The organism is Ruegeria sp. CDSC025 (genome assembly GCF_059610805.1).
Window position 1 is genome coordinate 339,657 of the sequence record NZ_JBXWOJ010000002.1, and the last position, 26,185, is coordinate 365,841.

The 26,185-nt window shown below is 56.1% G+C and carries 24 protein-coding genes; 9 read left to right on the forward strand and 15 right to left on the reverse strand.

Annotation, left to right across the window (positions count from 1 at the left end; translation table 11 throughout):
- Nucleotides 1-30: 30 nt before the first annotated feature.
- Complete coding sequence (locus tag AC2FH8_RS04875; protein ID WP_496688553.1) at nt 31-906, forward strand: alpha/beta fold hydrolase; 876 nt, start codon at nt 31-33, stop codon at nt 904-906.
- A 3-nt stretch (nt 907-909) separates the two neighbouring features.
- Here AC2FH8_RS04875 and AC2FH8_RS04880 read toward each other — a convergent pair whose 3' ends face one another.
- Nucleotides 910-1,518, reverse strand: a complete 609-nt coding sequence (locus AC2FH8_RS04880; protein WP_496688555.1) for a carboxymuconolactone decarboxylase family protein — start codon at nt 1,516-1,518, stop codon at nt 910-912.
- A 142-nt stretch (nt 1,519-1,660) separates the two neighbouring features.
- Here AC2FH8_RS04880 and AC2FH8_RS04885 point away from each other — a divergent pair, with 142 nt between their 5' ends.
- The 3 genes from AC2FH8_RS04885 (at nt 1,661) to AC2FH8_RS04895 (ending at nt 5,430) form a co-directional block, all read left to right on the forward strand.
- The gene (locus AC2FH8_RS04885; RefSeq protein ID WP_496688557.1) at nt 1,661-2,203 is read left to right on the forward strand and encodes a hypothetical protein; all 543 of its coding nucleotides are present in this window, start codon (nt 1,661-1,663) and stop codon (nt 2,201-2,203) included.
- 170 nt (nt 2,204-2,373) lie between these two features.
- Complete coding sequence (gene parE, locus AC2FH8_RS04890; protein ID WP_496688559.1) at nt 2,374-4,332, forward strand: DNA topoisomerase IV subunit B; 1,959 nt, start codon at nt 2,374-2,376, stop codon at nt 4,330-4,332.
- 645 nt (nt 4,333-4,977) lie between these two features.
- Nucleotides 4,978-5,430 carry a hypothetical protein gene (locus tag AC2FH8_RS04895; protein ID WP_496688561.1) on the forward strand — a complete coding sequence of 151 codons (453 nt, stop codon included), beginning with the start codon at nt 4,978-4,980 and terminating at the stop codon, nt 5,428-5,430.
- Between the two features lie 90 nt (nt 5,431-5,520).
- On the opposite strand, the gene AC2FH8_RS04900 is transcribed toward AC2FH8_RS04895, so the two are convergent.
- From AC2FH8_RS04900 to AC2FH8_RS04940, 9 genes are all read right to left on the reverse strand, one after another.
- On the reverse strand, nt 5,521-6,291 hold the full coding sequence (locus AC2FH8_RS04900; protein ID WP_496688563.1) for an alpha/beta hydrolase: 771 nt from the start codon (nt 6,289-6,291) through the stop codon (nt 5,521-5,523).
- 59 nt (nt 6,292-6,350) lie between these two features.
- Nucleotides 6,351-7,496: an iron-containing alcohol dehydrogenase gene (locus tag AC2FH8_RS04905; protein WP_496688565.1), complete on the reverse strand. Its 1,146-nt coding sequence runs from the start codon at nt 7,494-7,496 to the stop codon at nt 6,351-6,353.
- The gene (locus tag AC2FH8_RS04910) at nt 7,493-8,875 is read right to left on the reverse strand and encodes an aldehyde dehydrogenase family protein (RefSeq protein ID WP_496688567.1); all 1,383 of its coding nucleotides are present in this window, start codon (nt 8,873-8,875) and stop codon (nt 7,493-7,495) included. The genes AC2FH8_RS04905 and AC2FH8_RS04910 overlap by 4 nt, the downstream gene beginning before the upstream one ends.
- A gap of 130 nt (nt 8,876-9,005) precedes the next feature.
- Nucleotides 9,006-10,367: a glutamine synthetase family protein gene (locus AC2FH8_RS04915; RefSeq protein ID WP_281971850.1), complete on the reverse strand. Its 1,362-nt coding sequence runs from the start codon at nt 10,365-10,367 to the stop codon at nt 9,006-9,008.
- 57 nt (nt 10,368-10,424) lie between these two features.
- Nucleotides 10,425-12,110 (reverse strand): Na/Pi cotransporter family protein, encoded by a 1,686-nt coding sequence (locus AC2FH8_RS04920; protein WP_142632940.1) that lies wholly within the window; start codon nt 12,108-12,110, stop codon nt 10,425-10,427.
- A 146-nt stretch (nt 12,111-12,256) separates the two neighbouring features.
- A complete protein-coding gene (locus tag AC2FH8_RS04925; protein ID WP_142632938.1) occupies nt 12,257-13,291 on the reverse strand; it encodes a TRAP transporter substrate-binding protein in 1,035 nt (344 codons plus the stop codon).
- Nucleotides 13,292-13,343: 52 nt separating this feature from the next.
- On the reverse strand, nt 13,344-14,663 hold the full coding sequence (locus AC2FH8_RS04930; RefSeq protein WP_281971849.1) for a TRAP transporter large permease: 1,320 nt from the start codon (nt 14,661-14,663) through the stop codon (nt 13,344-13,346).
- Nucleotides 14,660-15,232, reverse strand: coding sequence for a TRAP transporter small permease subunit (locus AC2FH8_RS04935; protein WP_185956598.1), 573 nt, complete (start codon nt 15,230-15,232; stop codon nt 14,660-14,662). Before AC2FH8_RS04935 ends, AC2FH8_RS04930 begins: the two co-directional genes overlap by 4 nt.
- A gap of 8 nt (nt 15,233-15,240) precedes the next feature.
- Nucleotides 15,241-15,996, reverse strand: coding sequence for an N-formylglutamate amidohydrolase (locus tag AC2FH8_RS04940; protein ID WP_496688570.1), 756 nt, complete (start codon nt 15,994-15,996; stop codon nt 15,241-15,243).
- A 156-nt stretch (nt 15,997-16,152) separates the two neighbouring features.
- On the opposite strand from AC2FH8_RS04940, the gene AC2FH8_RS04945 reads away from it, so the two are divergent.
- The gene (locus AC2FH8_RS04945) at nt 16,153-17,022 is read left to right on the forward strand and encodes a MurR/RpiR family transcriptional regulator (RefSeq protein ID WP_142632930.1); all 870 of its coding nucleotides are present in this window, start codon (nt 16,153-16,155) and stop codon (nt 17,020-17,022) included.
- A gap of 838 nt (nt 17,023-17,860) precedes the next feature.
- Here the strand turns inward: AC2FH8_RS04945 and AC2FH8_RS04950 are convergent.
- Nucleotides 17,861-18,535 carry a TIGR04283 family arsenosugar biosynthesis glycosyltransferase gene (locus AC2FH8_RS04950; protein ID WP_496688573.1) on the reverse strand — a complete coding sequence of 225 codons (675 nt, stop codon included), beginning with the start codon at nt 18,533-18,535 and terminating at the stop codon, nt 17,861-17,863.
- Between the two features lie 73 nt (nt 18,536-18,608).
- On the opposite strand from AC2FH8_RS04950, the gene ygfZ reads away from it, so the two are divergent.
- Together ygfZ and AC2FH8_RS04960 are read left to right on the forward strand one after the other, a co-directional pair.
- The gene (ygfZ, locus tag AC2FH8_RS04955; RefSeq protein WP_496688575.1) at nt 18,609-19,346 is read left to right on the forward strand and encodes a CAF17-like 4Fe-4S cluster assembly/insertion protein YgfZ; all 738 of its coding nucleotides are present in this window, start codon (nt 18,609-18,611) and stop codon (nt 19,344-19,346) included.
- A 106-nt stretch (nt 19,347-19,452) separates the two neighbouring features.
- Nucleotides 19,453-20,391: an ABC transporter transmembrane domain-containing protein gene (locus tag AC2FH8_RS04960; RefSeq protein ID WP_496688577.1), complete on the forward strand. Its 939-nt coding sequence runs from the start codon at nt 19,453-19,455 to the stop codon at nt 20,389-20,391.
- Nucleotides 20,392-20,454: 63 nt separating this feature from the next.
- Here the strand turns inward: AC2FH8_RS04960 and efp are convergent, their stop codons facing one another.
- On the reverse strand, nt 20,455-21,018 hold the full coding sequence (efp, locus tag AC2FH8_RS04965; protein WP_142632922.1) for an elongation factor P: 564 nt from the start codon (nt 21,016-21,018) through the stop codon (nt 20,455-20,457).
- Between the two features lie 218 nt (nt 21,019-21,236).
- On the opposite strand from efp, the gene AC2FH8_RS04970 reads away from it, so the two are divergent.
- On the forward strand, nt 21,237-21,557 hold the full coding sequence (locus AC2FH8_RS04970) for a DUF6280 family protein (RefSeq protein ID WP_108785849.1): 321 nt from the start codon (nt 21,237-21,239) through the stop codon (nt 21,555-21,557).
- 204 nt (nt 21,558-21,761) lie between these two features.
- The gene (locus AC2FH8_RS04975) at nt 21,762-23,219 is read left to right on the forward strand and encodes a cobyric acid synthase (RefSeq protein ID WP_496688579.1); all 1,458 of its coding nucleotides are present in this window, start codon (nt 21,762-21,764) and stop codon (nt 23,217-23,219) included.
- A 3-nt stretch (nt 23,220-23,222) separates the two neighbouring features.
- Here the strand turns inward: AC2FH8_RS04975 and AC2FH8_RS04980 are convergent, their stop codons facing one another.
- The 3 genes from AC2FH8_RS04980 to AC2FH8_RS04990 all read right to left on the reverse strand — a co-directional run bounded on the left by AC2FH8_RS04980 (nt 23,223) and on the right by AC2FH8_RS04990 (nt 26,182).
- Nucleotides 23,223-23,939: a hypothetical protein gene (locus AC2FH8_RS04980; RefSeq protein ID WP_496688581.1), complete on the reverse strand. Its 717-nt coding sequence runs from the start codon at nt 23,937-23,939 to the stop codon at nt 23,223-23,225.
- Nucleotides 23,940-24,014: 75 nt separating this feature from the next.
- The gene (locus AC2FH8_RS04985) at nt 24,015-25,433 is read right to left on the reverse strand and encodes a TolC family outer membrane protein (protein ID WP_496688583.1); all 1,419 of its coding nucleotides are present in this window, start codon (nt 25,431-25,433) and stop codon (nt 24,015-24,017) included.
- Nucleotides 25,434-25,528: 95 nt separating this feature from the next.
- Complete coding sequence (locus tag AC2FH8_RS04990) at nt 25,529-26,182, reverse strand: protein-L-isoaspartate O-methyltransferase family protein (protein WP_142635071.1); 654 nt, start codon at nt 26,180-26,182, stop codon at nt 25,529-25,531.
- Nucleotides 26,183-26,185 lie beyond the last annotated feature (3 nt).

Genomic DNA, 26,185 nt, shown 5'->3' on the forward strand with positions numbered 1-26,185 from the left:
TTCACTTATACGGCGAAAAGGCCAAGAAACATGGAAACCCGATTTCAGATCCTGAATGGCCAGAAGTTTCATATTCGCCGTTGGGGGTCATCCGACCTGCCACCCTTGCTGATGCTGCACGGCTTTCCGGAATATGGTGGGGCATGGGCCGATCTGGCGCCACATCTGGCATCTCATTTCCATTGCATTGCCCCTGATCAACGCGGTTACGGCCAAAGCTGGGCACCAGAAGGTGTCGGCCAATATGCTACGTCCGAGCTAGTCTCGGATATGATCGCACTTGTCGAAGGTCTGGATACGCCAATCAGCCTTCTGGGCCATGACTGGGGCGCCGCGGTCGCCTATGGCCTGGCCATGTTCCGCCCAGATCTCGTCGGTCGCCTGATCATCGCAAACGGCGTTCACCCGGTGCCCTTCCAACGGGCTATGGCATCGGGCGGCGCGCAATCCGCGGCCTCTCAATATATTAACGCGCTACGGGCCCCTGATGCCGCAACACACTTTGCCGCGAACAATTTTACCCGCTTGGAAAGTTTCTTTCGCCACGGGATGGGCTTGGACTGGCTGTCCGATGACCGGATGGAGGACTATCGCACTGAATGGGCCCGTCCCGGTCGTCTGAATGCCATGCTGAACTGGTATCGGGCATCTCCGCTGGTTGTGGCGAAACCGGGCGAGCCCTGCACAGACCTGCCCCGGCTTCCGGTCGAGCGGCTGATGGTTCTTTGTCCACATCTTTTGCTATGGGGCTCCGATGACAAAGCGCTGCTGCCCGAGGCGACAGACGGTCTGGAAGATTTCGCGCCCGACCTCACACGAGTCGATATTCCGGGCACGGATCACTGGTTACACCACCAGAAGCCCGAAGCAATGGCACAGGCAATCATTGAGTGGACAGACGGCTGAGGCCTATTTATGTCCCCAATCAGCAGGATCAGCCGAGTTATTGGGGGACAGCCCCAGAATATCACCCTCGGTGGAACATCCCAGCCCCAGAACGGTGCGGTTGGCATAGGCAAAATAGGCGCAGACCTGATTGATCTCGAGGATTTCACCATCGTCCCACCCTGTGTTGCGCAGGACGGCTATGTCGTCTTCCACCAGATCCGCCGGGGCCTGCGTCAGCTTGCGCGCATACAACATGGCCGCAACCTGAGCAGCCTCCAATGGAGCGCTTTCGGGTGTCCCAGCTTCGATCGCGGCACGGATTGCATTACCGCGCACTTCGTCGCCTAACAGCCTTTGCAACCCGTTGAAATGATGCTCGACACAGTACCCGCAGTGGTTCAGAGAACTGACCCAGACACCCAGAGTTTCGAGAAACCACTTGGGAATCTGATTGGCCGAATGGTGCAGCACATTCTTGTACAACGCCATATGTCCTTCCATCGAATGCGGCCGCAAGGAATGCGCCATCATGATGTTGTCGACATTGTTGTCGGGGCCGGTGACGCGGTCGTAGAGTTTCTTCAACCGGCCAGTGGCCGTATCGTAGGGGATGGTTTTTATCCAGCTCATTTTAAGATTCCTGCTGTCGCGGTGATTTGTTATCCGAAGCCTAAGAGGCCTTAGAACAGGTCACGAAACGAAATCGTCGAACTTCTGCTCTGAGCCCTTCTTTGACATTGAGAATAGCGGCTCAGCGTGCAATGCACGAAGCATGAAAGCAAATAACATTTTAAGAGCACAAAGAGGTAAACCTACAAAACGGCAGCGCTGGCAAACAGGGGCGATGGTTGAGATTCCAATAGCTGAGGACTGTTGGGCATATGGACAATTGGGGGAAGAGTATTTCGTCGCGATTTTTGAAGGATGTTTCTCAGAACGCCCGGCAATCGAAGATTTGATCCTCCTACCGATATTGTTCAAGTCTTTTGTTTACCGTGACGCTATTGGCAGAGGTTTTTGGCTTAAAGTTGGCCGGGTTAGGCCTCGTATTGATGTGATGAAGGAAGATTACCGTTTCAAGCAGGACAGTATTTCCGGGGAACTCTCGCTTTATCATTCAGATTTTGCGGAGCAGGGGTGGGAACGGCCAGCTCTTTTGAGCGAGTGTCTTGGATTGGAATGCGTTGCTGTTTGGGAAGCAAGCCACGTTGAAGACCGGATCATTGCTGCGCGTGACGGCTACCAGTGTAAATGGGTCAGTTCCTTGGCGATAGATTTGCCAAAAGTTCCTGCATACCAGAATGACATTCATTGAGGGTTGATGTCCGCATTGCTTCCATTAGTGATAGCTGGTGCCGCAACCATATTGATTATCCTCTAATCGGCCAACCAGCCCCAAACCATCCACAACACCTCGCGTCCCTCTTCCCCCGGACCACATCACCTGCCATAATAGGGGGAAACTCAAAAACAAGAGCAGCCCATATGCCCGACGACCTGTTGACGCCCGAAGCGACCAATACCTATGACGCCTCATCCATTGAGGTGCTCGAAGGTCTTGAACCTGTTCGCAAACGCCCCGGCATGTATATCGGCGGCACGGATGAGCGTGCGCTGCACCATATGGTCGCTGAAATCCTCGACAACTCGATGGACGAAGCGGTGGCAGGCCATGCCAACCGGATCGAGGTCGAACTGCACGCAGATTTCGCCCTGACCGTGCGCGACAATGGGCGCGGCATTCCGATCGATCCGCACCCGAAATTCCCCGACAAATCCGCGCTTGAGGTCATCCTGTGCACATTGCACGCGGGCGGCAAGTTCTCGGGTAAGGCGTATCAGACCTCGGGCGGTCTGCATGGCGTTGGTGCATCTGTGGTCAATGCTTTGTCGGATTCCATGGTTGTTCAGGTTGCCCGCGACAAACAGCTGTTCGAACAACGCTTCTCGCGCGGAGTACCTCAGGGACCGGTGGAAAAGGTCGGTGCTGCCCCCAATCGGCGCGGTACAACAGTAACTTTCCATGCCGACCCCGACATCTTTGGCCACCACAAATTCAAACCCGCGCGGCTGTTCAAATCCATCCGCTCCAAGGCCTACCTTTTCTCGGGCGTCGAAATCCGATGGAAAACCGCCATCGATGACGGCGAAACCCCGACCGAGGCGACGTTCCACTTCCCCGGCGGGTTGTCGGATTACCTCAAAGAGACGATGAACGGCTCGTCCACCTATGCCGATCAGCCCTTTGCCGGCACCGTGGACTTTCGGGAAAAATTCAATGCCGCTGGCAAGGTCGAATGGGCGATCAACTGGACCCCCTCACGCGACGGGTTCATCCAATCCTACTGTAACACCGTCCCCACGCCCGAAGGCGGCACCCATGTGGCAGGCTTCTGGGCCGCTGTCCTCAAGGGCATCAAAGCTTACGGCGAGCTGATCAACAACAAAAAGGCCGCGCAGATCACCCGCGACGACCTGGTTACCGGCGGCTGCGCCCTAGTGTCCTGCTTTATCAGCGAGCCTGAATTCGTCGGCCAGACCAAAGACCGTCTCGCCACGGTCGAAGCACAGCGGCTGGTCGAAAACTCGGTCCGTGACCATTTCGACAACTGGCTGGCCGCGGATAACAAATCCGCCGGAGCGATCCTCGACTTCCTCATTCTACGGTCCGAGGAGCGCCTGCGCCGGCGAGCCGAGAAGGAAACACAGCGAAAGTCCGCCACTAAGAAACTTCGTCTCCCCGGCAAGCTGGTGGACTGTTCCAGTTCAACACGGGACGGCACCGAATTGTTCATCGTCGAGGGCGACTCGGCGGGCGGCTCAGCCAAGATGGGTCGCAACCGCAAAACACAGGCGCTGCTGCCCCTGCGCGGTAAAATCCTGAACGTGTTGGGTGCGGCCAGTTCCAAGCTGGGCACCAATGCCGAGATCAACGATCTGACCCAGGCGCTGGGTGTCGGGCTTGGCACCCGTTTCAATGTCGACGACCTGCGCTATGATAAGATCATCATCATGACCGACGCGGATGTCGACGGCGCGCATATCGCGGCGCTGCTAATGACGTTCTTCTTTACCCAGATGCGGCCCATGATCGACGCGGGCCACCTCTACCTCGCCTGCCCGCCGCTGTATCGCCTGACCCAAGGCGCCAAACGCGTCTATTGTCTGGACGAGGCAGAGCGCGACGCATGGATGGAAAAAGGTCTGGGCGGCAAAGGCAAGATCGACGTCTCACGCTTCAAAGGTCTAGGTGAGATGGACGCCAAGGACCTGAAAGAAACCACGATGGACCCCGCGTCCCGGAAATTGATCCGGGTCACCATCGACGAGGACGAACCCGGCGAGACCGGCGACCTAGTCGAGCGTCTGATGGGCAAAAAACCCGAACTGCGGTTCCAATACATTCAGGAGAACGCGCGGTTTGTGGAGGAGTTGGATGTTTGAAACGAGCTTCAGCCGATAATAGATTTCCCCCACAAAAAAAGATGAACGCCAAGGAAGAAATCCGAGCAATCAATCGCACGATAGCAGTTTTTAGTACGTGTTGGGCATTGACTATAATCTGGGTCTTGTTCTTTCCTCACCTATTTCCAACTACCGGCATCTCGCTATCCAAAGCGTACATCTTTATCTTTGCTTGGTGGCCAGCGGCGTTGTTGCTGTATCTAATAAAAAAGAGTGTGTACAAACGCCAATGAGGCAAACGCTTTCGCACATCAGAAAGGACTAACGTGGCGAAACCTGCGACCTTGCTGAGCGCCTGATGGGCAAAAAAACCGAACTGCGGTTCCAATACATACAAGAGAACGCGCGGTTTGTGGAGGAGTTGGATGTATGATAAACACGATTTCACAAGTAGAGCTTAGATCGTCAAATTGGATTTGCAGGGTCAGTATGTACCGAAATTGCCCGTAAATTTCAGCGAAAATCCAGTTTCTTTAAAATTGATGGGATGAGAAAATTAGAATTTTTCTTTCACTTTCTTGTTACATAACACTCCTGATTGTTTCTGTAGTTTACGGCCAACCATCAGCCGCACAATACGAAAAAGCTGGTTCAGATAGTGCACGCTCAATTTCAGAGTGGTTGATGGATATTGATCCCACTTCTTCTAGAAATCAAGAAATTCGAGATCGACTTGAAAAGTGTATAGCTGATCTCGGAATCGTTGAATTCTCCGAAATTGCACCATCTGATACAGGAAACTTAGTAACTGTGAGAGTAAACAATGTTACCAGCATACCAATTTCAGGCCTCATTGTAATATCTAATGACAAGGTAATTGAATTACTGGAATTGGATGGCCGAGCGATTATTGAATTCGACCCTATTGCACCGGGAGAATCCGCGACTTATTCAGAGCAGGTATTTGATGTTCGAGATTTATTTCCAAATCGAATTCAAGTTCAAACAATTGCGCTGGATGTAATAGATACTCAGGGAGTGCAAATTATCGACGATCTTTTCATGGCAAACTGGCCCAATTTGAAATCACAAGAAGATTTGGATTTCGCAGTTAAAACGTTTTGCGAAAAACGCTAGATGAAATGAATAAATACAGGCAATCGTTGGTTAGATGCTCGCACCCATATATTTACGCACTGCAATCAATGATGGGTGTAAATGCCCATCCTACTCTGTTTTCTCATCCAACCACTCCACTATCTGCCCGGCAGGCCCTTCCCACCCCGGCTCCATGAATAGAAAATGCGCGTGGTTCTCGACCGGCAGAAACCTCGCGCGGTCTCCGTAGAGTTTCGCCAACTCACGGCAGGTGTTGGGGTTCACGGCCCGGTCCTCGGTGCCGGACACGATCAGAACCGGACAGTCGACCTTGTCGATATCCACCTTCATCGCGTGGTGATCGTCGAACATCCAAAAGAACATCTCGAACATCACCCGGCCGCTTTCCGGGCCAAGCTGGTCGAACACCTCATGCCGCTGCGCCTCGGGCATTTTGTTGAGTGCAAAGGGCGCCATCAGATCGAACTCAACGCGCATGGGCTGTTTCCAGAACGCCCCGCCCTCCATCAACGCACGCGGAACGGCGCGTTCGTCGTCGGTTTCGGGCAGTGTGCCCCACGGCGCGTTCGGGTTGATCAGAACGATGGCGCTGGCCAAGCCGCGCGCTGCCACCTGCTGCGCCACAACGCCTGCGATGGCGTGACCCAGCAGCACCGGTTTGCTGTCCAGCCCCTGCACGAACTCTGCAATGTCGTTGGCATAATCGGTGACGCTGACGTCGGTCAGGCCCGGATCGGGTTCGGCCTTGGGGTCGCCGCCATGGTACCGCAGAGCAGGCGTGTGCACGGTCCAGCCCCGGTCGCGGAAGAACCCCGCGTAATCGGCCATACACCACGGTCCGGCAAAGGCTCCGTGGATCAGAACAATCTCTTTGGTCATGGAAACGCCCCCTCACCTGCCATCACTATGAGAGATGAGGGAGCGGATCGGCAAGAGGCTTACAGCGCCGCTTTGAACAGCGCTGTCAGGTTGTCCTCGGTCAGTTCAATCGGATTGCCGCCGCAAGAGGGGTCGATGATCGCCCCCTTGACCAGTTCGGGGATTGCCGCATCGGTCACTTTCATATCCGAGAGTTTGCGGGGGATACCCAGCGAGTCATTAAACTCCTGCACAAAGGCGCGGAACCCGTCAAAGCCTCCATCGATGCCCAGATAGGCCGCGGCCTGCTGGAACCGGTCGGCGATGGCGGGGGCGTTGAACTCCAACACCGCGGGCATGCAGACCGCGTTGGTCGTCCCGTGATGGGTGTTGAACACCGCGCCAATCGGGTGGCTCATCGCGTGGATCGCGCCGAGGCCCTTCTGGAAGGCGGTCGCGCCCATGGCTGCCGCGCTCATCATCTGCGCCCGCGCTTCGATATCGGTGCCATCGGTATAGGCGCGCGGCAGATAGTCCTTGACCAGCCGCATCCCCTCCAGCGCGATGCCGTGTGACATAGGGTGGTAATGCGGGCTTGAGAACGCCTCGACACAATGGGCAAAGGCGTCCAGACCAGTGCCAGCGGTGATGAATTTCGGCATTCCCACGGTCAGTTCCGGGTCACAGATCACCACGGTTGGCAGTACCTTAGGGTGAAAGATAATCTTTTTCGCATGAGTTTCCGAATTGGTGATGACGCTGGCGCGCCCGACCTCGGACCCGGTGCCAGCGGTGGTCGGAACCGCAATGATCGGAGCAATGACATCGGCATCGGCGCGGGTCCACCAGTCGCCAATATCTTCGAAATCCCAGACCGGGCGCATCTGACCGGCCATGAAGGCCACCATCTTACCCAGATCCAGCCCCGAGCCACCGCCAAATGCGATTACCCCGTCATGGTCGCCTGCCCGATACGCCGCAACGCCGGCCTCAAGGTTCTTCTCATTGGGGTTCGGGTCCACTTCGCTATACAGGCCACGCCCCAGACCCGCAGCCTCAAGAATATCCAGCGTCGCCGAGGTGATCGGCAGATCAGCCAGCCCCTTGTCCGTGACCAGCAGAGGGCGTTTCATTCCGGCCGCAGCGCAGGCTTCGGGCAGTTCCTTGATGCGGCCAGCGCCGAATTTGATCGCGGTCGGATAGGACCAGTTTCCAGACAGGCTCATGATGTCACCTTCTTCAGATGGTAGGATTTGGGGCGGGTAAGGTTGTGATAGCCGATGACAGAAAGACCACCGCCACGCCCGGTATTCTTGCAACCGGTCCAGCACAGGCCCGGATCCAGATAATCGGCGCGGTTCATGAAGACGGTGCCAGTTTCAATCTGGTCCCCGACCTGCGCGGCCCGGTCCACGTCGCGGGTCCAGAGGCTGGCGGTCAGGCCAAACTCGCTGTCATTCATCAGCGCGATGGCTTCGTCATCCGACGACACTTTCATGATTCCAACTACGGGGCCGAAACTCTCATCCCGCATCACCCGCATGTCGTGTGTGACATTGGTCAGGATTTGCGGGGTCAGATATGCCCCCCCATCATCCTCGGGGAAAGTGTCGATATGGGTAACTGCGCCATCCGCGACTGCCTCGGCAATCTGCGCGCGGACCTCATCGGCAAAGCGTATATTGGCCATCGGTCCAATCGTCGTCTCTGCATCCAGCGGATTGCCCAGCTTATAGCCCTGAACAATCTCAACCGCTTTGGCAACGAACGCATCATACAGGCTTTCGTGCACATAAATCCGCTCAATCCCGCAGCAGCACTGGCCCGCGTTGAACATCGCACCGTCGATCAGCGTATCAACAGCTGCGTCCAGATCGGCGTCGTCCATGACATAGCCTGGATCCTTGCCGCCCAACTCGGTACCGACCCCGGTGAATGTGCCCGCCGCCGCACGTTCCATCGCCTGACCACCACCGACCGAGCCAGTGAAGTTCACGAAATCAAACGCATTTCCAGCGATCAAATCGTTAGTCACATCATGACTCAGGAACACATTCTGGAACACATTCTCAGGAACACCTGCCGAATGGAAAGCCTGCGCCATCCGCTCACCCACCAACAAGGTCTGGGTCGCGTGTTTCAGCACCACGGTATTGCCCGCAATCAACGCCGGGGCCACCGTATTGATCGCAGTCATGTACGGGTAGTTCCAGGGCGCCACGACAAAGACAACCCCATGCGGAATGCGTTTGATATAGCGCCTGAAGATCTCATCCTCGCCCACCGCAATATCGGCCAGTGCACCCTGCGCGATCTCGGCCATATGGCCGGCGCGCTCGTTGAACCCGCCGAACTCTCCGCCGTAGCGCACTGGGCGCCCCATCATATGGGCCAACTCGGGCACGATTTCGTCATTCATCGCACCAACAGCGGCGACACCCGCCATCACAAGATCAATTCGCTCTTGTAATGGGCGTGCTGCCCAGGCTGTTTGCGCTTCCCTGGCCCGCGCGGCCACCTCAAACGCTGCTTCGCGCGATAAGGTTTCGCGCTCAGCATAAACCGATCCATCGATCGGCGAGATGCATTTCAACATCTGCCCCATCTCCACTCCATCCTCTAAAAAGCAGAATCTCCTGCTTTATCTGGCCAACACAAACCTCGGGGGCCGTCATTGATGCGCCATTGGCTCAAGCACCAATAGCGGCAGGCAGGGCCCCCAGCTTCGTCCACCCTCAGGCCCTTTCGAACCCGCGGGCAATTTCCCAATCAGTAACCACGCTTTCGAATTCCTCGATTTCCACCTCGGCGGCGCGCGCATAGTGATCAACAACTTCGTCCCCCATAGCGGCCCGCAACATGGTTGAGCCAAGCAGGGCATCCCGCGCAGCGGGCAGGTTCCCGGGGATCATGCCGGACTCGCTCTGATACGCATCGCCTTTGGTTGGTGGCTCAAGCTCCAACCCTTCCTTGATGCCCGCGATACCCGCCGCCAACATACCAGCAATCGCCAGATACGGGTTCATATCCGAGCCCGGAATACGGCATTCCACGCGAACCGATTTGGTTCCATCACCACACAGTCGGAAACCGGCGGTGCGGTTGTCGACCGACCAGATGATCCGCGTCGGCGCAAAACTTCCTTTTTGGAAACGCTTGTAGCTGTTGATGTAGGGGGCCATGAAACACGTATAATCGGCAGCGTATTTCAACAACCCGGCCATATAGCTTTTCATTACTGCCGACATGCCGAGCGGATCTTTTTCGTCGAAAAAGATTGGCCTTCCCTCAGACCACAGCGACTGATGCACATGGGATGAACTACCAACCTTGTCATGATGCCATTTCGGCAGGAACGTGGCCGCATGCCCGTGCTGCCAGGCGATTTCCTTCACCGCATTCTTGGCGATCGAGTGATACTCGGCCGTTTCCATGGCGGCGGCGTATTTGATGTTCAACTCTTCTTGACCGGTCTCGGCCTCGCCCTTCGTATTCTCGACCGGGATGCCCGCGTTCCACAAATGATTGCGGATCGGACGCATCACATGCTCTTCCTTGGTGGTCTGCAGGATATGATAATCCTCATTATAGCCCGAGATCGGCGCCAGATCGCGAAAGCCTTCCTTGCGGATCTGGTCAAAGCTCTTCTCAAACAAAAAGAACTCCAACTCGGTGGCGCACATCGCGTCGTAACCCATGGCTTTCAGGCGTTTGACCTGTTTCTTCAGGATCGACCGGGGCGCGTGCGGGATCTCTTCATGCGTGTGGTGATCCAGAACATCGCACATCACCATCACCGTGCCCTCAAGCCACGGCACCGGGCGCAAAGTGCTGAGATCAGGTTTCATGACGTAATCGCCATAGCCCCGCTCCCAGCTGGTCGAGGCATATCCGTCAGGCGTGCCCATTTCCAGATCTGTCGCCAACAGATAATTGCAGCAATGGGTCTCTTGCCAAGCGCCTGCCACAAAGTGACCGGCATGAAACCGTTTGCCCATCAGCCGCCCCTGCATGTCCACCATGCAAACAAGAACGGTGTCTACTTCACCTGCTTCAACCTTGGTTTTGAGGTCCGCCAACACAACATCATGACCCATCATGTTCATCCTTCATCACAATCGGGCCCACCGCGCCCCTGTTCCCATCGACGGCCGTTAGTCTTCGGCCGCTTCTTTCTCCATTTCCATAACCAACCGCGTTTCCAGAACCTGTCCGCTTTTGTAGAGGATCGGATAGGCGATGGCCGCGATATGGCCGTGCAGATCGCGCATAGCGCGCAGTGCCTCCAGATGCAGATCGCTGGACTGGAAACTTTCCGTTTGACCACGCTCCAGCCGCTTTAGATGCGCCTTGCGGCTGTCGCGGGACATCCTTTTGATCTCGGCCTTGTCCAGAACAAGACGGCGGGCACAGTCGACGTCATCCACCAACAAAACGTGTCGCGCCAGCGAAAAACTTTCCTGAATGGTGGCGTGTAAATCCTTGAGTTCTTTCCACCCCTGGGCGGAAAACTCGGCCCTTTCCATGTGTTTAATCTTTGCTGAACGCGTCATTCTGTTCGACACGACATCTCCAGCGGCCTCGAGCCGAATAGCGTATTCCACCAGACCACGGGCGGCTTTGATCTGAGACTTGCTCATATTCTGCCGCGGCAACCGCGCGACAAAGCGTCGGATTTCCGTCAACTGGGCGTTTACCATTTCATCCTGCTGCGACAGGGCAGCAATGGTATCAATGTCGTCACGCTCATAGATATCCAGCACCGGGCGGAACATGCGTTCGACCTGCGTGACCATCTGCAACAATTCGTGGCGCACCGAGGACATCGCAACATCAGGGCCTGTGGCGCTGGGGTCGCCTAGCGGATTAAGAGCACCCGAGAACTGATCTGCCACACCAGATTCAGGGTCGGTCTCGGGCATGAGCAAAGCCATCGGCGCTTCCATCCGGGTGACGAATCCGGTTGCCAGCAGAAACACCACGAGGTTGAAACCGATATGGGCAAAGATCAACGATTGCCCCGGCCCGCTGATCATCAATGCGGCATGGGTCCCGGTGACGTTGACAGCAAACAGCATCACAAGCGCCGCACTGCCGCGCAGCAACAGGTTGGCTATCGGTATCCGGCGGGCCGAAACGATCTGGTCGCGCGTCAACCAGATCGGAATAAAGGCCGAGCCCAAATTTGCCCCCAATACCAACGACAAACCCGCCGCGAATGGGATTGCCCCGATCTGTACCAGCGTCACGCACATCAGGATTGTCGCAACCGAGCTGTGCATGACAAAGGCAAGCACAGCCCCAACGATGAAGGCACTGAAATAGTCGCTTTCAAGATAGCCCGCGATAGCTGGCAAAAAGGCACTTTCACGGATCGGATCAACTGCATCGCGCAAAAATTGCAGTGATACCAAAATGAAGGCCACACCCAGAACAATCCGCCCCATCAGGCGAACATTTGCCCGATCGGATTTGAGGTAGAGCCACCCGCCCAGCGCCAGCAATACCGGCTGCAACCATCCCAAATCATAAGACAGTATCTGAATGACCAGAGCCGATCCCAGATCGGCCCCCAAAACCCCCGCCAGGGCGATGCCAAAACTGACCATTCCGGCCGCCGCAAACCCTGTCAGCAAAACCGCCACGGCGGCTGAACTTTGCAGGATCGTAGCCAGAACCATACCCGCGCCACCGGCGACAAAACTGTTTGAATGTCGGGTCAAAAGCGATTGAAATAGCGCGCCAAATCGCCGCTCAATCCCCGTACGAACCAAGCGAACGGCGAAAAGCAGCAACATGGTTGCGGCAAAAATCTCGATCAGAAAACCAGCGATGGCCATGTGTTCATACCCCGTCCGACCGGTGAGCAGCACTGTGCATCCGGTTTCGCATCTCTGTTATTGGGATTGATATGAACATAAGAGGTGTCGCCAGGTGATGTCCAAACCCGACGCGAGAGGAGTTACCCGCGTCGGGAAGTTGCTTATTATCCGTAACGATAAGGCCGACCGGCCTTGAGCATGTCGGCGTTGTATTGCTTGAATATCTCAACAACCCTCGCCTTGATCTCAGATTCTGCTGCAATCTCATCCCAGAATGCGATTGCCGCGCCTTCGACCTGTGCCCATTCCTCATCCGGGATCGTGGTCAGCTGCATTTTGTCTCCATTGACCCGCAAGCTGGCCTCGCCGCCCCAGTACCACCACTGGCGGTAATAATGCGACTGGTCACAGCATACACGGAACAGGGTTTGCAAATCTTCCGGCAACTCGTTCCAGCGATCCATGTTGGCAAAGAAAGACCCGGCCCAGGCGCCTGAGATGTTGTTGGTCAGGAAGTAGTTGGTCACATCCGCCCAGCCGACAGTGTAATCCTCGGTGATGCCCGACCATGCGATGCCGTCCAACTCGCCGGTCTGTACGGCGACCTCGATATCTTCCCATGGCAGTGTAACTGGTACCACACCGAACTGGCTGAGGAAGCGACCCGCTGTTGGGAAAGTGAAGACACGCTTGCCTTGCAGATCCGCCAGGCTGTTGATTGGGTCCTTGGTGGCGAAATGGCACGGGTCCCAGGCGCCCGCCGAGATGTGCTTGACCCCGACTTTCGAGTATTCTTCGTCCCAGATTTCGTTCAGACCGTACTGATTGAACAGAACCGGTACATCCAGGGAATAGCGCGAGGCAAACGGGAAATAGCCGCCGAACACTGTGACATCGGTGGGCGACGCCATCGAGTCATCATCGGACTGTACCGCATCAATGGTGCCTTTCTGCATGGCACGGAACAGTTCGCCTGTCGGAACAAGCTGGTCAGCATAGAACAGCTCGATCTGCATCCGGTCACCGGCGATCTTGTTGAACATCTCGATTGCCGGGTCGATCACATGCGCAGCCAGCGCAGGACCGGCATAGGTCTGCATGCGCCACGTGATCGTGCTTTGAGCCAGCGCCGGTGCGGCCAGAGGTGCGGCTGCGACCCCTACCCCGGCGGTTTTCAGAAACTTACGTCTTGTCGTCATGTCAATTTCCTCTCTGTTGAAGTGCTTCGTGCCTCTTCGAAAGGCATTCTTGTTAATTTCCATAGACATATCCGGGCAGCCAAAGAGCCAGTTCCGGGAAGATCATGATAATCGTAAGCGCCAGAACCATCACGGCGACGAACGGAAAGATCGAGCCATAGATATCCCTCAGCGTGATTTCTGGCGGTGCCATCGCGCGCATCAGAAATAGGTTATAGCCGAAAGGCGGTGTCATATAGGCGATCTGTGTGGTGATCGTGTACAGAACCCCGTACCAAATCAAGTCAAAGCCCAGCGCACCAACCAGCGGTACATAAAGCGGTGCCACAATCACCAGCATCGCGGTGTCGTCCAGAAACGTGCCCATGACAATAAAGCTGAGCTGCATCAAGATCAGGATCATCCAGGGTGACAGGCCCAACTGGTCGGTGAACAAGTTGTCGATTGCCTTCACCGCACCAAGCCCGTCGAAAACCGCGCCAAAACCAAGTGCTGCAAGGATGATCCACATGAACATGCACGATATCGCCAGCGTATGCTTGGTACAGGTTTCAAAAATCGCCCAGGTCATTCGACGTTTGGCCACCGAAACCACCAATGCCGCCAGCGCTCCGATGGCCGAACTTTCAACCAGTGACGTCCACCCGTTCACAAAGGGCACCATCATCGCAGCGAAGATAATCAGCGGCAACGCACCCGCGCCCAGCAACCGGATTTTCTCGGCCCGCGGAACCTCGTGCGCGTCTTTCATCGCTGGACCAAGCTCGGGCTGAATGCGACAGCGGATCCATATATAAAGAATGAACATGCCAGCCATCATCAAGCCGGGCACGATCCCCGCCAGCCATAACTGCCCCACAGGTTGACGGGCGATCATCGCATACAGCACCAGAACCACCGAAGGCGGTACAAGGATACCCAAACTGGACCCGGCCTGAATGACACCGGTCACCATGGTTTTGTCGTACCCGCGTCTCAACAGTTCAGGCAAAGCAATCGTGGCTCCAATAGCCATCCCGGCCACGCTGAGGCCATTCATGGCAGAAACCAAGACCATCAAACCAATCGTCCCGATGGCAAGCCCGCCATTCACCGGCCCCATCCAGACATGGAACATGCGATACAGGTCATCCGCCAGCCTGCTTTCGCTGAGCACATAGCCCATGAAAATGAACATTGGCAGGGTCAGCAGCGGATACCACTTCATCAGCTTCATCGCGGCTGAAAATGTGATGTCCTGCCCTCCGGTTCCCCACAATGAAAGCGCCGCGATCGTCGCAACCGCACCGATCGCACCAAAAACGCGCTGACCGGTGAACAGCATCAGCATCATCAACGCGAACATGAAGATGGCGATATATTCCTGGCTCATGCCCGCTGTACCCCGATTTCCTGCCCGTTGATCCGCGCAATGTCTTTGAAAAATTCCGAGACTGCCTGCAGCAACATCAGGAAGAAACCGAAAACCATGATGGATTTGACCGGCCAGATATACGGTCGCCACGCAGTCGACGAACGTTCAAGCCGACCGATCTCTTCACTGCCGGTCAGCAGTCCGGTGAAGTAGGAAACGGGTTCGTCGCCCCAATAACCAAGGCTATACGCCGTCGATCCCAACCCGCCATAGAAAAGCACACCCAGATAGAGGATCAGCAAAAGCACGGTAAATGCATCGAACCACGCTTTTCGTTGGGGGCTCCAGTTGTGATAAAACAGGTCCATGCGCACATTCGACCCTAGCTGGATCGAATATGGCCCACCCATGATGTAATAGGTCACCATCGCAAACTGTGCCATTTCAAGTGTCCAGAGCGACGGTAGGAAGAAGGTCTTTGATATCGAAGACCACAGCAGGATGCCCATCATGACAAACAGGCCCCACATCATGACCCGCCCGATCCGATAGTTGATCGCATCCACGATACGGACATATGCGCTCATCGCTTTGATCACGCTGACGCCCCTTCCTGAAAACCGGACAGAACACGCGCAATCCAGGGCACTAGGCAATCGGCCATCTCTGCCTGCTGCTTAGGCGTGCGGATCAAGTCATTGCGGATCTCGATCATCACGTTCAGCAAACGGTGGGGCAGCGCCTGGGTATCCAGTGTATGAGCTACTCCATCCGCCGCAGAATAAGGCTCATTCAGCCTGATGATAAAAGGGCTGCCGATAGCTTCGTCAGCCATCATCGCTGTGGCAAACTGGTTGTCCACACCGTGCAGAATACCCAGTTCGACCTGCCGTTTCTGCCCCAGATAGATCGGTGTGAAACTGTGGATTGTCACCATCAGCCTAAGTGAAGCGCTGTGCTGATCGATCAAATCCGACAAAGCGGCGCAAAACGGCTGATACACGTTTTCGATTCTGGCCACTCGCTGCTCGGGCGACATGTTGATGTTCGCCGGGATTTCGTAATCCTCGCTGCGGATCGGCATTGCACCCGCCGCCTCGGGCGGGCGATTGCAGTCATAGACCAGCCGAGACACCCCGCCATGGACCAAAGGTGCTGACATGCGTTTGGCCATAGCCTGCGCCACGACCAGTGCGCCTGGATCCCAGGCAATATGACTTTCGCGTGCTTCAGCGCTTAGCCCCATATCGCCCAGAAAAGCCGGGATACGATTAGACGCATGTTCGCACACCAGCACGACCACAGGCGCATTGCCCGCCAAATCCGTATGAACAACTTTGCCGAAGTCCAATCTACCGTCCTGCGATTCCAAAATGAGACATTGTGGAAAAATTTCCACAGACCGCATCATCCTGTCAATATTTTTTCTGTATAAATTTTTCCAAGCTTGATCTTGCTGAAAAATTATTCACATTATGGTCTGGTCGCATAATAGGAGGACACGCCAGTGCGGGTGACAGACAGGCTTCTGGCCCATCGGGACAAGATGACCCCGTCTGAACGGCAACTGGTCAGCGTTCTACTGGATGATTACCCGATGGCCGGGCTGGGTAGTATTACCGAATTGGCCAGTACCGCCTCAGTCTCGACCACTACGGTTGCACGGATGCTGCAAAAGACCGGTTTTGACGGATATCCTCAATTTCAGGCCGCGCTGCGTGGTGAGGTCAAAGAAATGATCTCGGGGCCAGTAGCCAAACGTGATGTCTGGCAGAATGACCTGCCCGAAGAACATATCCTCAACCGCTATTCCCAGCGTTCTCTGGCCAACCAGAAGCGCACAATCGACGAGATCGACCCCGACGAATTCGATAGCTTCTGCAGCCTGTTGAGCGATCAGAACCGGCGTATTTTCATCACCGGTGGCCGCATTACCGGAACACTGGCGCAATACCTGTATCTGCACCTGCAAATGATCCGACCGGATGTCCGCCTGTTGCCGGTCGCCGCATCCTGGACCCATGATCTGTTGGACGTGCGTCAAGGGGATGTGCTGATCGCGCTGGATGTCCGGCGCTATGAGAATGCGAGCCTGCTGATTGGTCAGCTCTGCCACGAGCGCGGGGCCGAAATCGTGCTGTTGACCGATCAGTGGCGCTCGCCAATCCACCGGCTGGCCAAACACACATTCGCGGCGCGCATCTCGGTGCCTTCTGCCTGGGATTCGATGGCTGCGATACTGACCCTGATGGAATGCGCCATAGCCGAAGTTCAGGAACGGCTTTGGGATTCGGTCAAAGATCGCACGGTCGAACTGGAACAGGCCTTTGATCGCACCAAGCTGTTTAGGAAATTCGGCCAAAGTTCGGGCTCATAGCTTCGGATTGTTCCAAAACTACAACTGCCCGTGAGGAGTGTTGCCACTTGACCGGCGGTTGGTCACTTTGTTTCCATGACATTTATTACCGAAAACCAGCTGCCGCTGCTGATTCTGTTTTTTCTGATCGGCACAGTTGGCACAGCATTCCTGTTTCGTAAACCAGCCGGGCATCGCGCATGGAAACTGGCTGATCTGGTCTGGGTGGTTCTGGGCGGGGTCGGCGCATTGGTTGCGGTGATGGCCGGGCTTTATACAGCGGACAGTTCCCGTCTGGACCGGCAGATTGACGTTGCCTATGCCGCAACGCTTGCCTTTGACCGCGACGCCGCGCGGTTTCGTTTGCGGTTCTGCGACCCGGCCTATGACAAGGATATCGGAGCGCTGTGCGAAAAAGTTGAGTTCCTGTCAGCCTCAACCGCAAGCAACGCTGACCTGCCGTTGTTTATTGCCGTAACAAACGAAGTCGCCCCTCTGAGGGGGCTACAATTCCTGTTTGGACGGCAGGCCCGGGAAGAGCGCGATGACATGCGCGCGATGACATCGAAGGTGCACTCATTCGACGTCGACCAGTTTCTTGTGTTCACAACGCTGGATGACTCGACACAGGAAGCTATCGACAATCTGCGCAGGAAAGTTCCCGCAATCGCAGGCGACTATTTGATCTTGGCTCAAAGTTACGATGATCTTGTCACTCAGGTTGGCAAGCTTAAGGATGAATGGGAATATTTGCAGGAAAACGGGCATATTCTGGTGCTTCAGATCATTGCGCTGTGCCTTGTCAGTTTCGCCGCCCCGTTCCGGCTGGGCAAATCCATTGTCGAACTCAGAACGACGCTTACTGCCGGTACGCCCGCGCCAACCGCTCGGGATCAGCGCCCAGAAGATAGCGGGTCAGAGTCCACAGATTCCGACCACCACGACGCAACCACCCCGCCCGTTCGTACCGGTCCGCGCTCGTAAAGGCGCGGGCGGACAACAGCGTGATGCGGCGCAACTCTTTGGCAAGCGCCACGTCCTCCATCAAGGGCTGTTCCGGGAAACCGCCTGCATCTTGATATTCAGAACGCCGGACTAGCAAGCCCTGGTCACCATAGGGCAACCCAAAGATCCGGCTACGAAGATTGGCCCATCCGGCAACCCAGGATGGCGCAAAGCCCGCGGCCACAAAGGCCAGTCTGAACGCCGCAGGTCGCCCGGAGGGCAGATGATCCCGCACAACATTGCTCCACCCGTCCTGCAAAACCGTATCCGCATGAAGTACCAACAGCCAATCGGCTTTGGCGGCTGCACAGCCACGGCGCAGCTGCCCCCCGCGCGAGGCTTCTCCGGTCACGATCCTGGCCCCAGCATTCTCTGCGATTTCATGGGTTTTGTCGGCGGAGCCAGCGTCCGACACAATTAGCTCGTGGATCAACCCTGCGCGCAGCCCCTCCATCAGCGCCCCAAGTGTCGCAGGCAAGGTTTCGGCCGCGTTCAGGGTTGGAATTACAATACTGATCGGTGCCGGCACGTCGGATATCCTCTGGTCTTATGAGCGACTTCTCATATATCACGAGCACCATGGAAAAGACGAGGACTCTGCCATGCCCAATCGCCGCATTCTGCGCCTAACCGGTGCCGACGTTAACAGCTTCTTGCAGGGGCTGGTGACCAATGACATTGCCGGGCTTGATAATGGTCTGGTCTACGCGGCCCTACTGACCCCACAGGGCAAGTATCTGGCCGATTTCTTTTTGAAACGCCAGGGCGACGATATCTTGCTGGACGTCGCCGAGGTTATTGCCGACGGATTGGTCAAACGTCTGAGCATGTACAAGCTGCGCGCCGACCTAACGATCGAAGCCAGCGGCCTGAATCTGCAACGCGGCACTGGCCTGGCACCCGATGGGGCCCTGCCCGATCCGCGCCATTCAGATATGGGCTGGCGCGCATATACGGAAGATGCCGAAAGCGAGGACGGAACCGATTGGAACGCGATCCGCGTGCTCCATTGCATTCCCGAAACCGGAATCGAACTGACCGCGGACAGCTATATTCTGGAATCAGGGTTCGAGTTGCTGAACGGCGTTGATTTCAAAAAAGGGTGTTATGTCGGTCAGGAAGTGACCGCGCGCATGAAACACAAGACCGAGCTGCGTAAAGGGCTGCGCACGGTAAATGTCGCGGGCACCACGCCTGTCGGAACCGAAATAACTGCTGACGGGAAATCCGTGGGGCGCCTGTTTACCCAAGCGGATGGCCAGGGGATCGCATATCTCAGGCTCGACAGGGCCAAGGATGATATGCAGGCGGGCGACGCGACCGTGCGCCTGAAGGAATGAAAATTCTCGAATACAGCCTGGTCATGGCCCCGCCAGCCCCGGAACCATTTGATCCGCCCAGCACAGGCTGCCAAACTAGGTTTGGTTCAGTGATCCGGGTGAGTTGATGTTTCGTCTGTATAAAGCAATTTGGCGTGCCAGTTCCGCCCGGCAGATCATCCTTATCATCCTGTCTATTGCGGTTGCCGCTCTGGCAGCCGTCCCGCTGGAGTTTCAGCGCGATATCATCAACCACCTGACCTCGGACGATGTATCTGTGGACCGAATGATCCTGCTTGGTGCGGGTATGATGGTGGTTATCTTGCTGAGCCTGGGGCTGAAATGGCTGCTCGGCTATCGGGCGGGAACATTGGGCGAGGATATGATCCGCCTGATCCGGCAAAGGCTGCTGGTCCGGTCCGCCGATCTGGATGAAACCGGCGAGACCATGCGCAAGGGGACCATGACTACCGCCATTTCTGCCGAAGCAGAAGAGCTGGGTAAATTCGCAGGCGGTGCCTTTTCCGACCCGGTGGTCCAAATCGGCACTCTGATCAGCGTGATTGGTTATATCTCGTCTACACAGCCGGGGTTGGGTTTGATCGCTTTTTCGATGGTCGCGCCGCAGATCATCATCGTTCTGGTTTCGCAACGCAAAGTGAACGTCTTTGTCGCCGAACGCGTTCGTATACTGCGCCGCGCCACCGACAGTTTGACAGCAGAAAAGATTGACGCGGCCGCGCACGAGATCGAAGCGGAATTCGACGAAATCTACGAAACTCGCCGAAAGATGTTCATCTGGAAGCTTTCGGCCAAATTCCTTCTAAGCGTGATCAATGGCGCCGGGACGGTTGGGGTTCTGATGCTGGGTGGCTGGCTTGTCCTTCAGGGCAGAACCGATGTCGGCACAGTTGTTGCCGCCACCAGTGGGCTCAGCCGTATTCAAGGCCCCACGGCTTTTCTGATCGCCTATTATCGCCAGGTCAGCGCAAACCGGATCAAATTCGAACTGATGCTCGAACTATTTGGCCCGAACCCCGAAAAATACCGACGCGTCAAAGACTAAAAATAGAAAGAACCGCGCAGCGCGGGCTGTCGCGGTTCTCGGTGTCTTGAAGCAGAAGTGCAGTTACGCGCGTTCCGAATAGTCCATGGTTTCAGTATTCACCACGATCATTTCATCTTGGCCCACAAATGGTGGCACCATGACTTTTACACCATTGTCCAGAACGGCCGGTTTGAACGAGTTCGCAGCGGTCTGACCTTTGACCACAGGCTCGGTCTCGACGATCTTGCACGTCACTTTCTGTGGCAGTTTGGCGTTCAGTGCCTCACTTTCGTAAAATTCTACGACGATAGTCATGCCGTCCTGCAGAAACGGGCGGCGATCACCCAACAGATCAGCGGACAGTTCGATCTGCTCATAGGTCTCGGAATCCATGAACACCAACATGCCGTCGGATTCGTATAGAAACTGCTGGTCTTTCTGTTCCAGGCGAACACGCTCGACCTTGTCAGCTGAGCGGAAACGTTCGTTCAGTTTGGAACCATTGCGCAGATTGCGCAGTTCGACCTGTGCAAAAGCCCCGCCTTTACCGGGCTTTACATGATCAACTTTGACAGCGGCCCATAGCCCATCGTTATGCTCAAGCACATTGCCGGGGCGAATTTCGTTCCCATTTATCTTGGGCATGACTTAAATCCTTCACAAACGGTTGATGCGTCAGTCGCGCACCCTATATCTGGCGTGGCCGCACCTGACAAGACAACGACACCTTGTGCTGCAGCCGCAGCAAGCTATGCGCGTGACGCAACGCAACTATGCACATTAGGTGTATCCGAATCGCACTTAATAGGTCATAAGAACCGTCACGCCGAAAATGCAAGAGCAAGAACAACAAGGAAGACGAGATGAGAGATTTCGTTGACGGCACCGCCTTTAACAATGAGCAAGGCAACCGTGCTCGTAAACTTTTCGCAGCCGTCGTTTTGGCTGCGCTGGATGATGCTATCGCCGACGACAAAAAGTATGGCAATGGCCCAGAACAGATCGCCCGCTGGGCACGCTCGCGCGATGGGCGCGAAGTGCTGTCTTGCGCGGGTATCGACCCAAATGAACGGGTTGTCAGCGGATTGATGGATTTCGTTGGTCGCGGTGTGCGGACTTCGGTCGCTCTTTCGCGCGAAGAAAGCGAGCGCCGCAACGCCGCCCAACAGGCCGAAGCCGCCTGATCACAGACACGAGTCTGTTTGAAAAAACGCGCCTCCTGTTGATGGAGGCGTGTTTTTTTGTTGCATAGACCCCGAATATGAATTCCGGTGCGAAACTGCGCCCTCACCCGATGACTGAAAAATGATGACAATGCCGCGTCATCCGGGGCTTTCCCTTCACCGTCAAATCAGGTCATCTGCGCGTTAGCTAACAGGAGACACGGCATGGTTCGCGCCATCATGATTCAGGGCACAGGCAGCAATGTTGGAAAATCGGTTCTGGTGGCCGGATTGGCACGCGCCTATACGCGCCGAGGCCTGCGGGTTGCCCCGTTCAAACCGCAGAACATGTCGAATAACGCCGCAGTAACCGAAAATGGTGGCGAGATCGGGCGCGCGCAAGCCCTACAAGCGTTGGCGGCACGACGCGCCACACATACGGATATGAACCCGATCCTTTTGAAGCCTGAAACAGATACAGGCGCGCAGATCGTCATTCAGGGCAAACGCGCCGGAACGATGCAGGCTGGCGATTACCGCAAGGATAAATCCAAGCTGATGACAGCCGCGCGCCAGAGTTTTGACCGGCTCTGCACCGACGCTGATCTGGTGTTGGTTGAAGGGGCCGGAAGCCCGGCCGAGACCAACCTGCGTCAGGGTGATATTGCCAATATGGGCTTCGCCTGCGCCGCGGGTGTGCCGGTCGTACTTGTCGGCGATATTCACCGAGGTGGGGTAATTGCTCAGATCGTCGGGACTCAGGCCGTGCTGGATGCTGGCGATCTGGCAATGATCCGAGGCTTTGCCATCAATCGCTTTAAGGGCGATGTATCCCTATTCGACGAAGGTCGCGATGACATCGCCGCTCGAACAGGCTGGGCCTGTATCGGTGTTGTGCCTTGGTTCGACGATGCCTGGAAGCTGCCAGCCGAAGATATGATGGATATCCGGTCCCACAGTGGCGGTTCCTGTAAGGTTGCAGTACCTCAGTTGGAACGGATGGCCAATTTTGATGATCTTGATCCGCTATCGGCAGAGCCTGGCATCACGGTCGAGATCGTGCCCTCTGGCCGCGCGCTGCCCGGCGACGCCGATCTGGTCCTGCTGCCCGGAAGCAAGTCAACCATTGGCGATTTGGCCTACTTCCGTGCTCAGGGCTGGGATATCGACCTCTATGCCCATGTCCGACGTGGCGGCCATGTGTTGGGGCTATGTGGCGGCTACCAGATGCTCGGGAACACCATTGCTGATCCCGATGGTGTGGACGGGCGGCCAGGTACAGTCGATGGATTGGGGCTGTTGGATGTGGATACCGTTATGGTCGGCGAGAAAAAGGTGACCCTGCGGACTGCACGCGCCCTGCCGGGGCACCAACCGCTAACCGGATATGAGATCCATATGGGCCGCACCGAAGGCAACGATTGCACCCGCGCTTGGCTGGAGGTCGAGGGCCGCCCGGAGGGCGCAGCTGATCGGACTGGCCGGATACGCGGAAGCTACCTACACGGTATATTCTCATCCGATCAATTTCGGGCCGACTACCTACAGCTTTTGGGAGTCTCTTCCACCCTGCACTATGAGGACGGTGTCGAAGATACGCTTGATCGTCTGGCCGACCATCTGGAACGACATATGGATCTGGACCGCTTGCTGGAACTGGCTGAAACGCCGATTAAAGGCTGACTTTTACTCGGCTTTTTGCTCGGCCAACGCACGGTAGATTTCGCGGCGAACCATTTTTCGAACGTTCCGCGTAATGCGTTCACCCAGTACGCCCTGCAGTTCTTCACGAACAACCTGCGCAATCAAAGAGCGCAAGCCATCGTCATCAAGCCGGGACATGGCAGCATCTGCTTCTGAACCTGTTGTATCCGCGGCAGCCGATACCTCTGGGTCCCGTACAAACACTGCCTTTTCAACAGTCTCAGTCTCTGCATCTGGGGCTTCGTCTTGGGGTTGCCATTCCAACGGTTGATTTGGCGTTCCTGAATAGGCATCTACGCTGTCACCGTCGGGCTCCCACTGATCTTCGGTCCTGGCGATCGCGGCTTCCAGCGCCTCAATTTTGGCACTTAGACTTTTGGCTATGCCCTCTTCCGCAACTGGATCAGGTGAATGCGCTGTAGCCGACTCCGCTTCATCACCCGCAACAACATCGCAGGCGCGCAAAAGCATCGGTTTCACCGATTTTTCAGCGCTGTACTCAGCATCCAGCTTGAAAGGCTGCGTCTCGACACCTGTTTGCTCGCCAACCCTGAGCGCATCAGTCAGAACAAGCCGCCCTGGCTTTCGCTCTGACTTGGAACGCACCAGATCGGGAACTTTTCGACCTTCTTCGCTGACCAGCCGCTTGACCGATGACAGTACGTCTTCGATCCCGGAGTTCACGACATTGTCTGTCATTGTTTTCTACCGCTCTAACCTCAGGTCCGAGTGTAGCCAAACAATGCAGACCTCACAACAGGCAGTATTGGGTGTTTAGTCCCGACGCAGTGCTTTCAGGACCCGATCCAGATCTTTGCTCTGCTTGCTGACCTGCGCGGGGGCTTTCTTCACCAGATTATAGTAAAGGGTCGGATCGTAAATCTGAACCGCCAGACCCAAACGCTCGGCCGTGAGCAAACCTTGGGCCTGCAGCAACTGATAAGCCGCCAGAGATCGCTCGGTTCTGGAAGCAATTTCGGCAAGCTGCGCGTCCAGCAAATCCTGCTGAGCAGCCAGCACGTCCAGAGTGGTCCGCGCACCCAAAGTTGCCTCTTCGCGGATACCATCAAACGCAACTTCCGAGGCGCGTACACGTTCCGAAGAGGCCCTCAGGCTTGCGCTTGCAGTTTGAAACCGAACATAGGCATCAGACACGCCCTGCGTAATGTTCTTTTGCACATTCAGCAGATTGGCACGTGACCCATCCCGCGAGGCCATTGCGCGGCGCACGCTTGCCGCGAGTCGACCACCCGCATAGATCGGCTGGCTGAAGTTCAGCGAGATACTCGCATCATTCACATAATCGTCGTCATCATAGCTCTCGGTGACGCCCGCATCAGCGTTCAGGCTGACATTCGGACCCAGGCCCGCGCGCTGCTGCTGCACGACCAGATCAAGGGCGCGCACCTGATGCTGGGCGGACAGAATGGATGGGTGATTGCGTTGGGCCAGGCTGACAGCCTCGGCCTCGGAGCGGGGCAAGTTTGGCAGGCTGGGCTGACCAGCAGTACGGCCCGGCAGTTTGCCAACTGCGTTCACATATTCCGCCTGAGCAGTGCTCAGATCGCCGCGCGCATTCGCCAGATCGGCCTGCGAGCTTGCAAGCTGAGCCTGAGACAATGCGACGTCTGTGCGGGTAACTTCCCCAACTTCGAAACGATCCTGCGAGGCGCGAAGCTCTTCTGCGGACAGTTCAACGTTGTTTTGACGAATCGATACAGTCTCTTCCTGCAGCAGAACACTCAGGTAAGCGGTCGCCGCGCGGAACAGGACCTGCTGTTCGATATCGATCAGCGCCTGCCGGGTCGACAGCACCGTTTCCTGCGCTGATTGCTTGCCTAGAATCGAGGCTCCGCCATCATACAACAGCTGGCTCAGCGTCAGGCCCGAGAAGAAGTTCGAAGGATCAACACTGTTCGTAACACCACTGTTTCTGCTGCGCGTATAGTCTTGGCTAACCGCGACGGTCCAGTTGATAATAGGGCGCAAAGCCGATAGCGCGATCGCCACATCCTCGTCCGCAGCCCGCAGCAACGCCCGGTTCTGTTCCAGCAAACCACTAGTATTATATGCTCCGATGAACGCGTCGGTCAGGTTGTCGGCCCAAACCGCCCGTCCAGACAACGTGCCCAAAGCAATACCTGCAGTCACTGCCAGAGTCCTGACCAGCTTTCCTCCTGCTGCAAAACGCATGGCGAAATCCTCTCAAATCAAAATAACGCAGCCCTCAGGCCAGTTTGCGTCTTTGTGTTGAACTAATCAAGGCAGCAGATATATCTGCCCGCCGACTATAGCGAAAATGCACTCTCGGCCGAGAAAGCCTTCAGAACTGGTGCACTTGCGTTGAATGCCTGGCGCCAAGTAACGCGATCGCCTGATTTGTGGCCTATACGGACGGTCCCAAGATCACCTTCCATGAACAGGCAGGCGATACGCCCATGATCCTTAAGCTGGTCAATCAATGCAGACGGAACCTCTTCTACACCGCCCTGGATCATGACCACGTCATAAGGCCCATGCTCGGCGGCGCCCTCATCCAGCGGCCCCACGTGAACAACCACATTATCCGCGTCAGCCTCCATCAGCAGCGTTTGCGCTTCGGCAGCTAGCGCTTCATCCGCTTCCACCGCTACGACCAACTGCGCCATACGGGCTGCAACAGCCGTCGAATATCCCAGCGCCGGAGCAATATCCAGAACAACCTCATCATTGGTAATGTTCAGCACATCCAACATCTTGGCCAGTGTTCTCGGTTCCAGAATGCAGCGTCCAGCCTCAAGTTCTATCAAACCCTCGACATAGGCGGCTTCGCGTTGCGCGTCTGGCACAAAATTCTCGCGCTTGACGGACAGCATGGCATCAATGATCGGGAACTTGGTAACGTCCGAAGGCCGGACCTGCGTATCGACCATGGTGCGGCGGCGGGCTGCGAAATCTGTCATTGG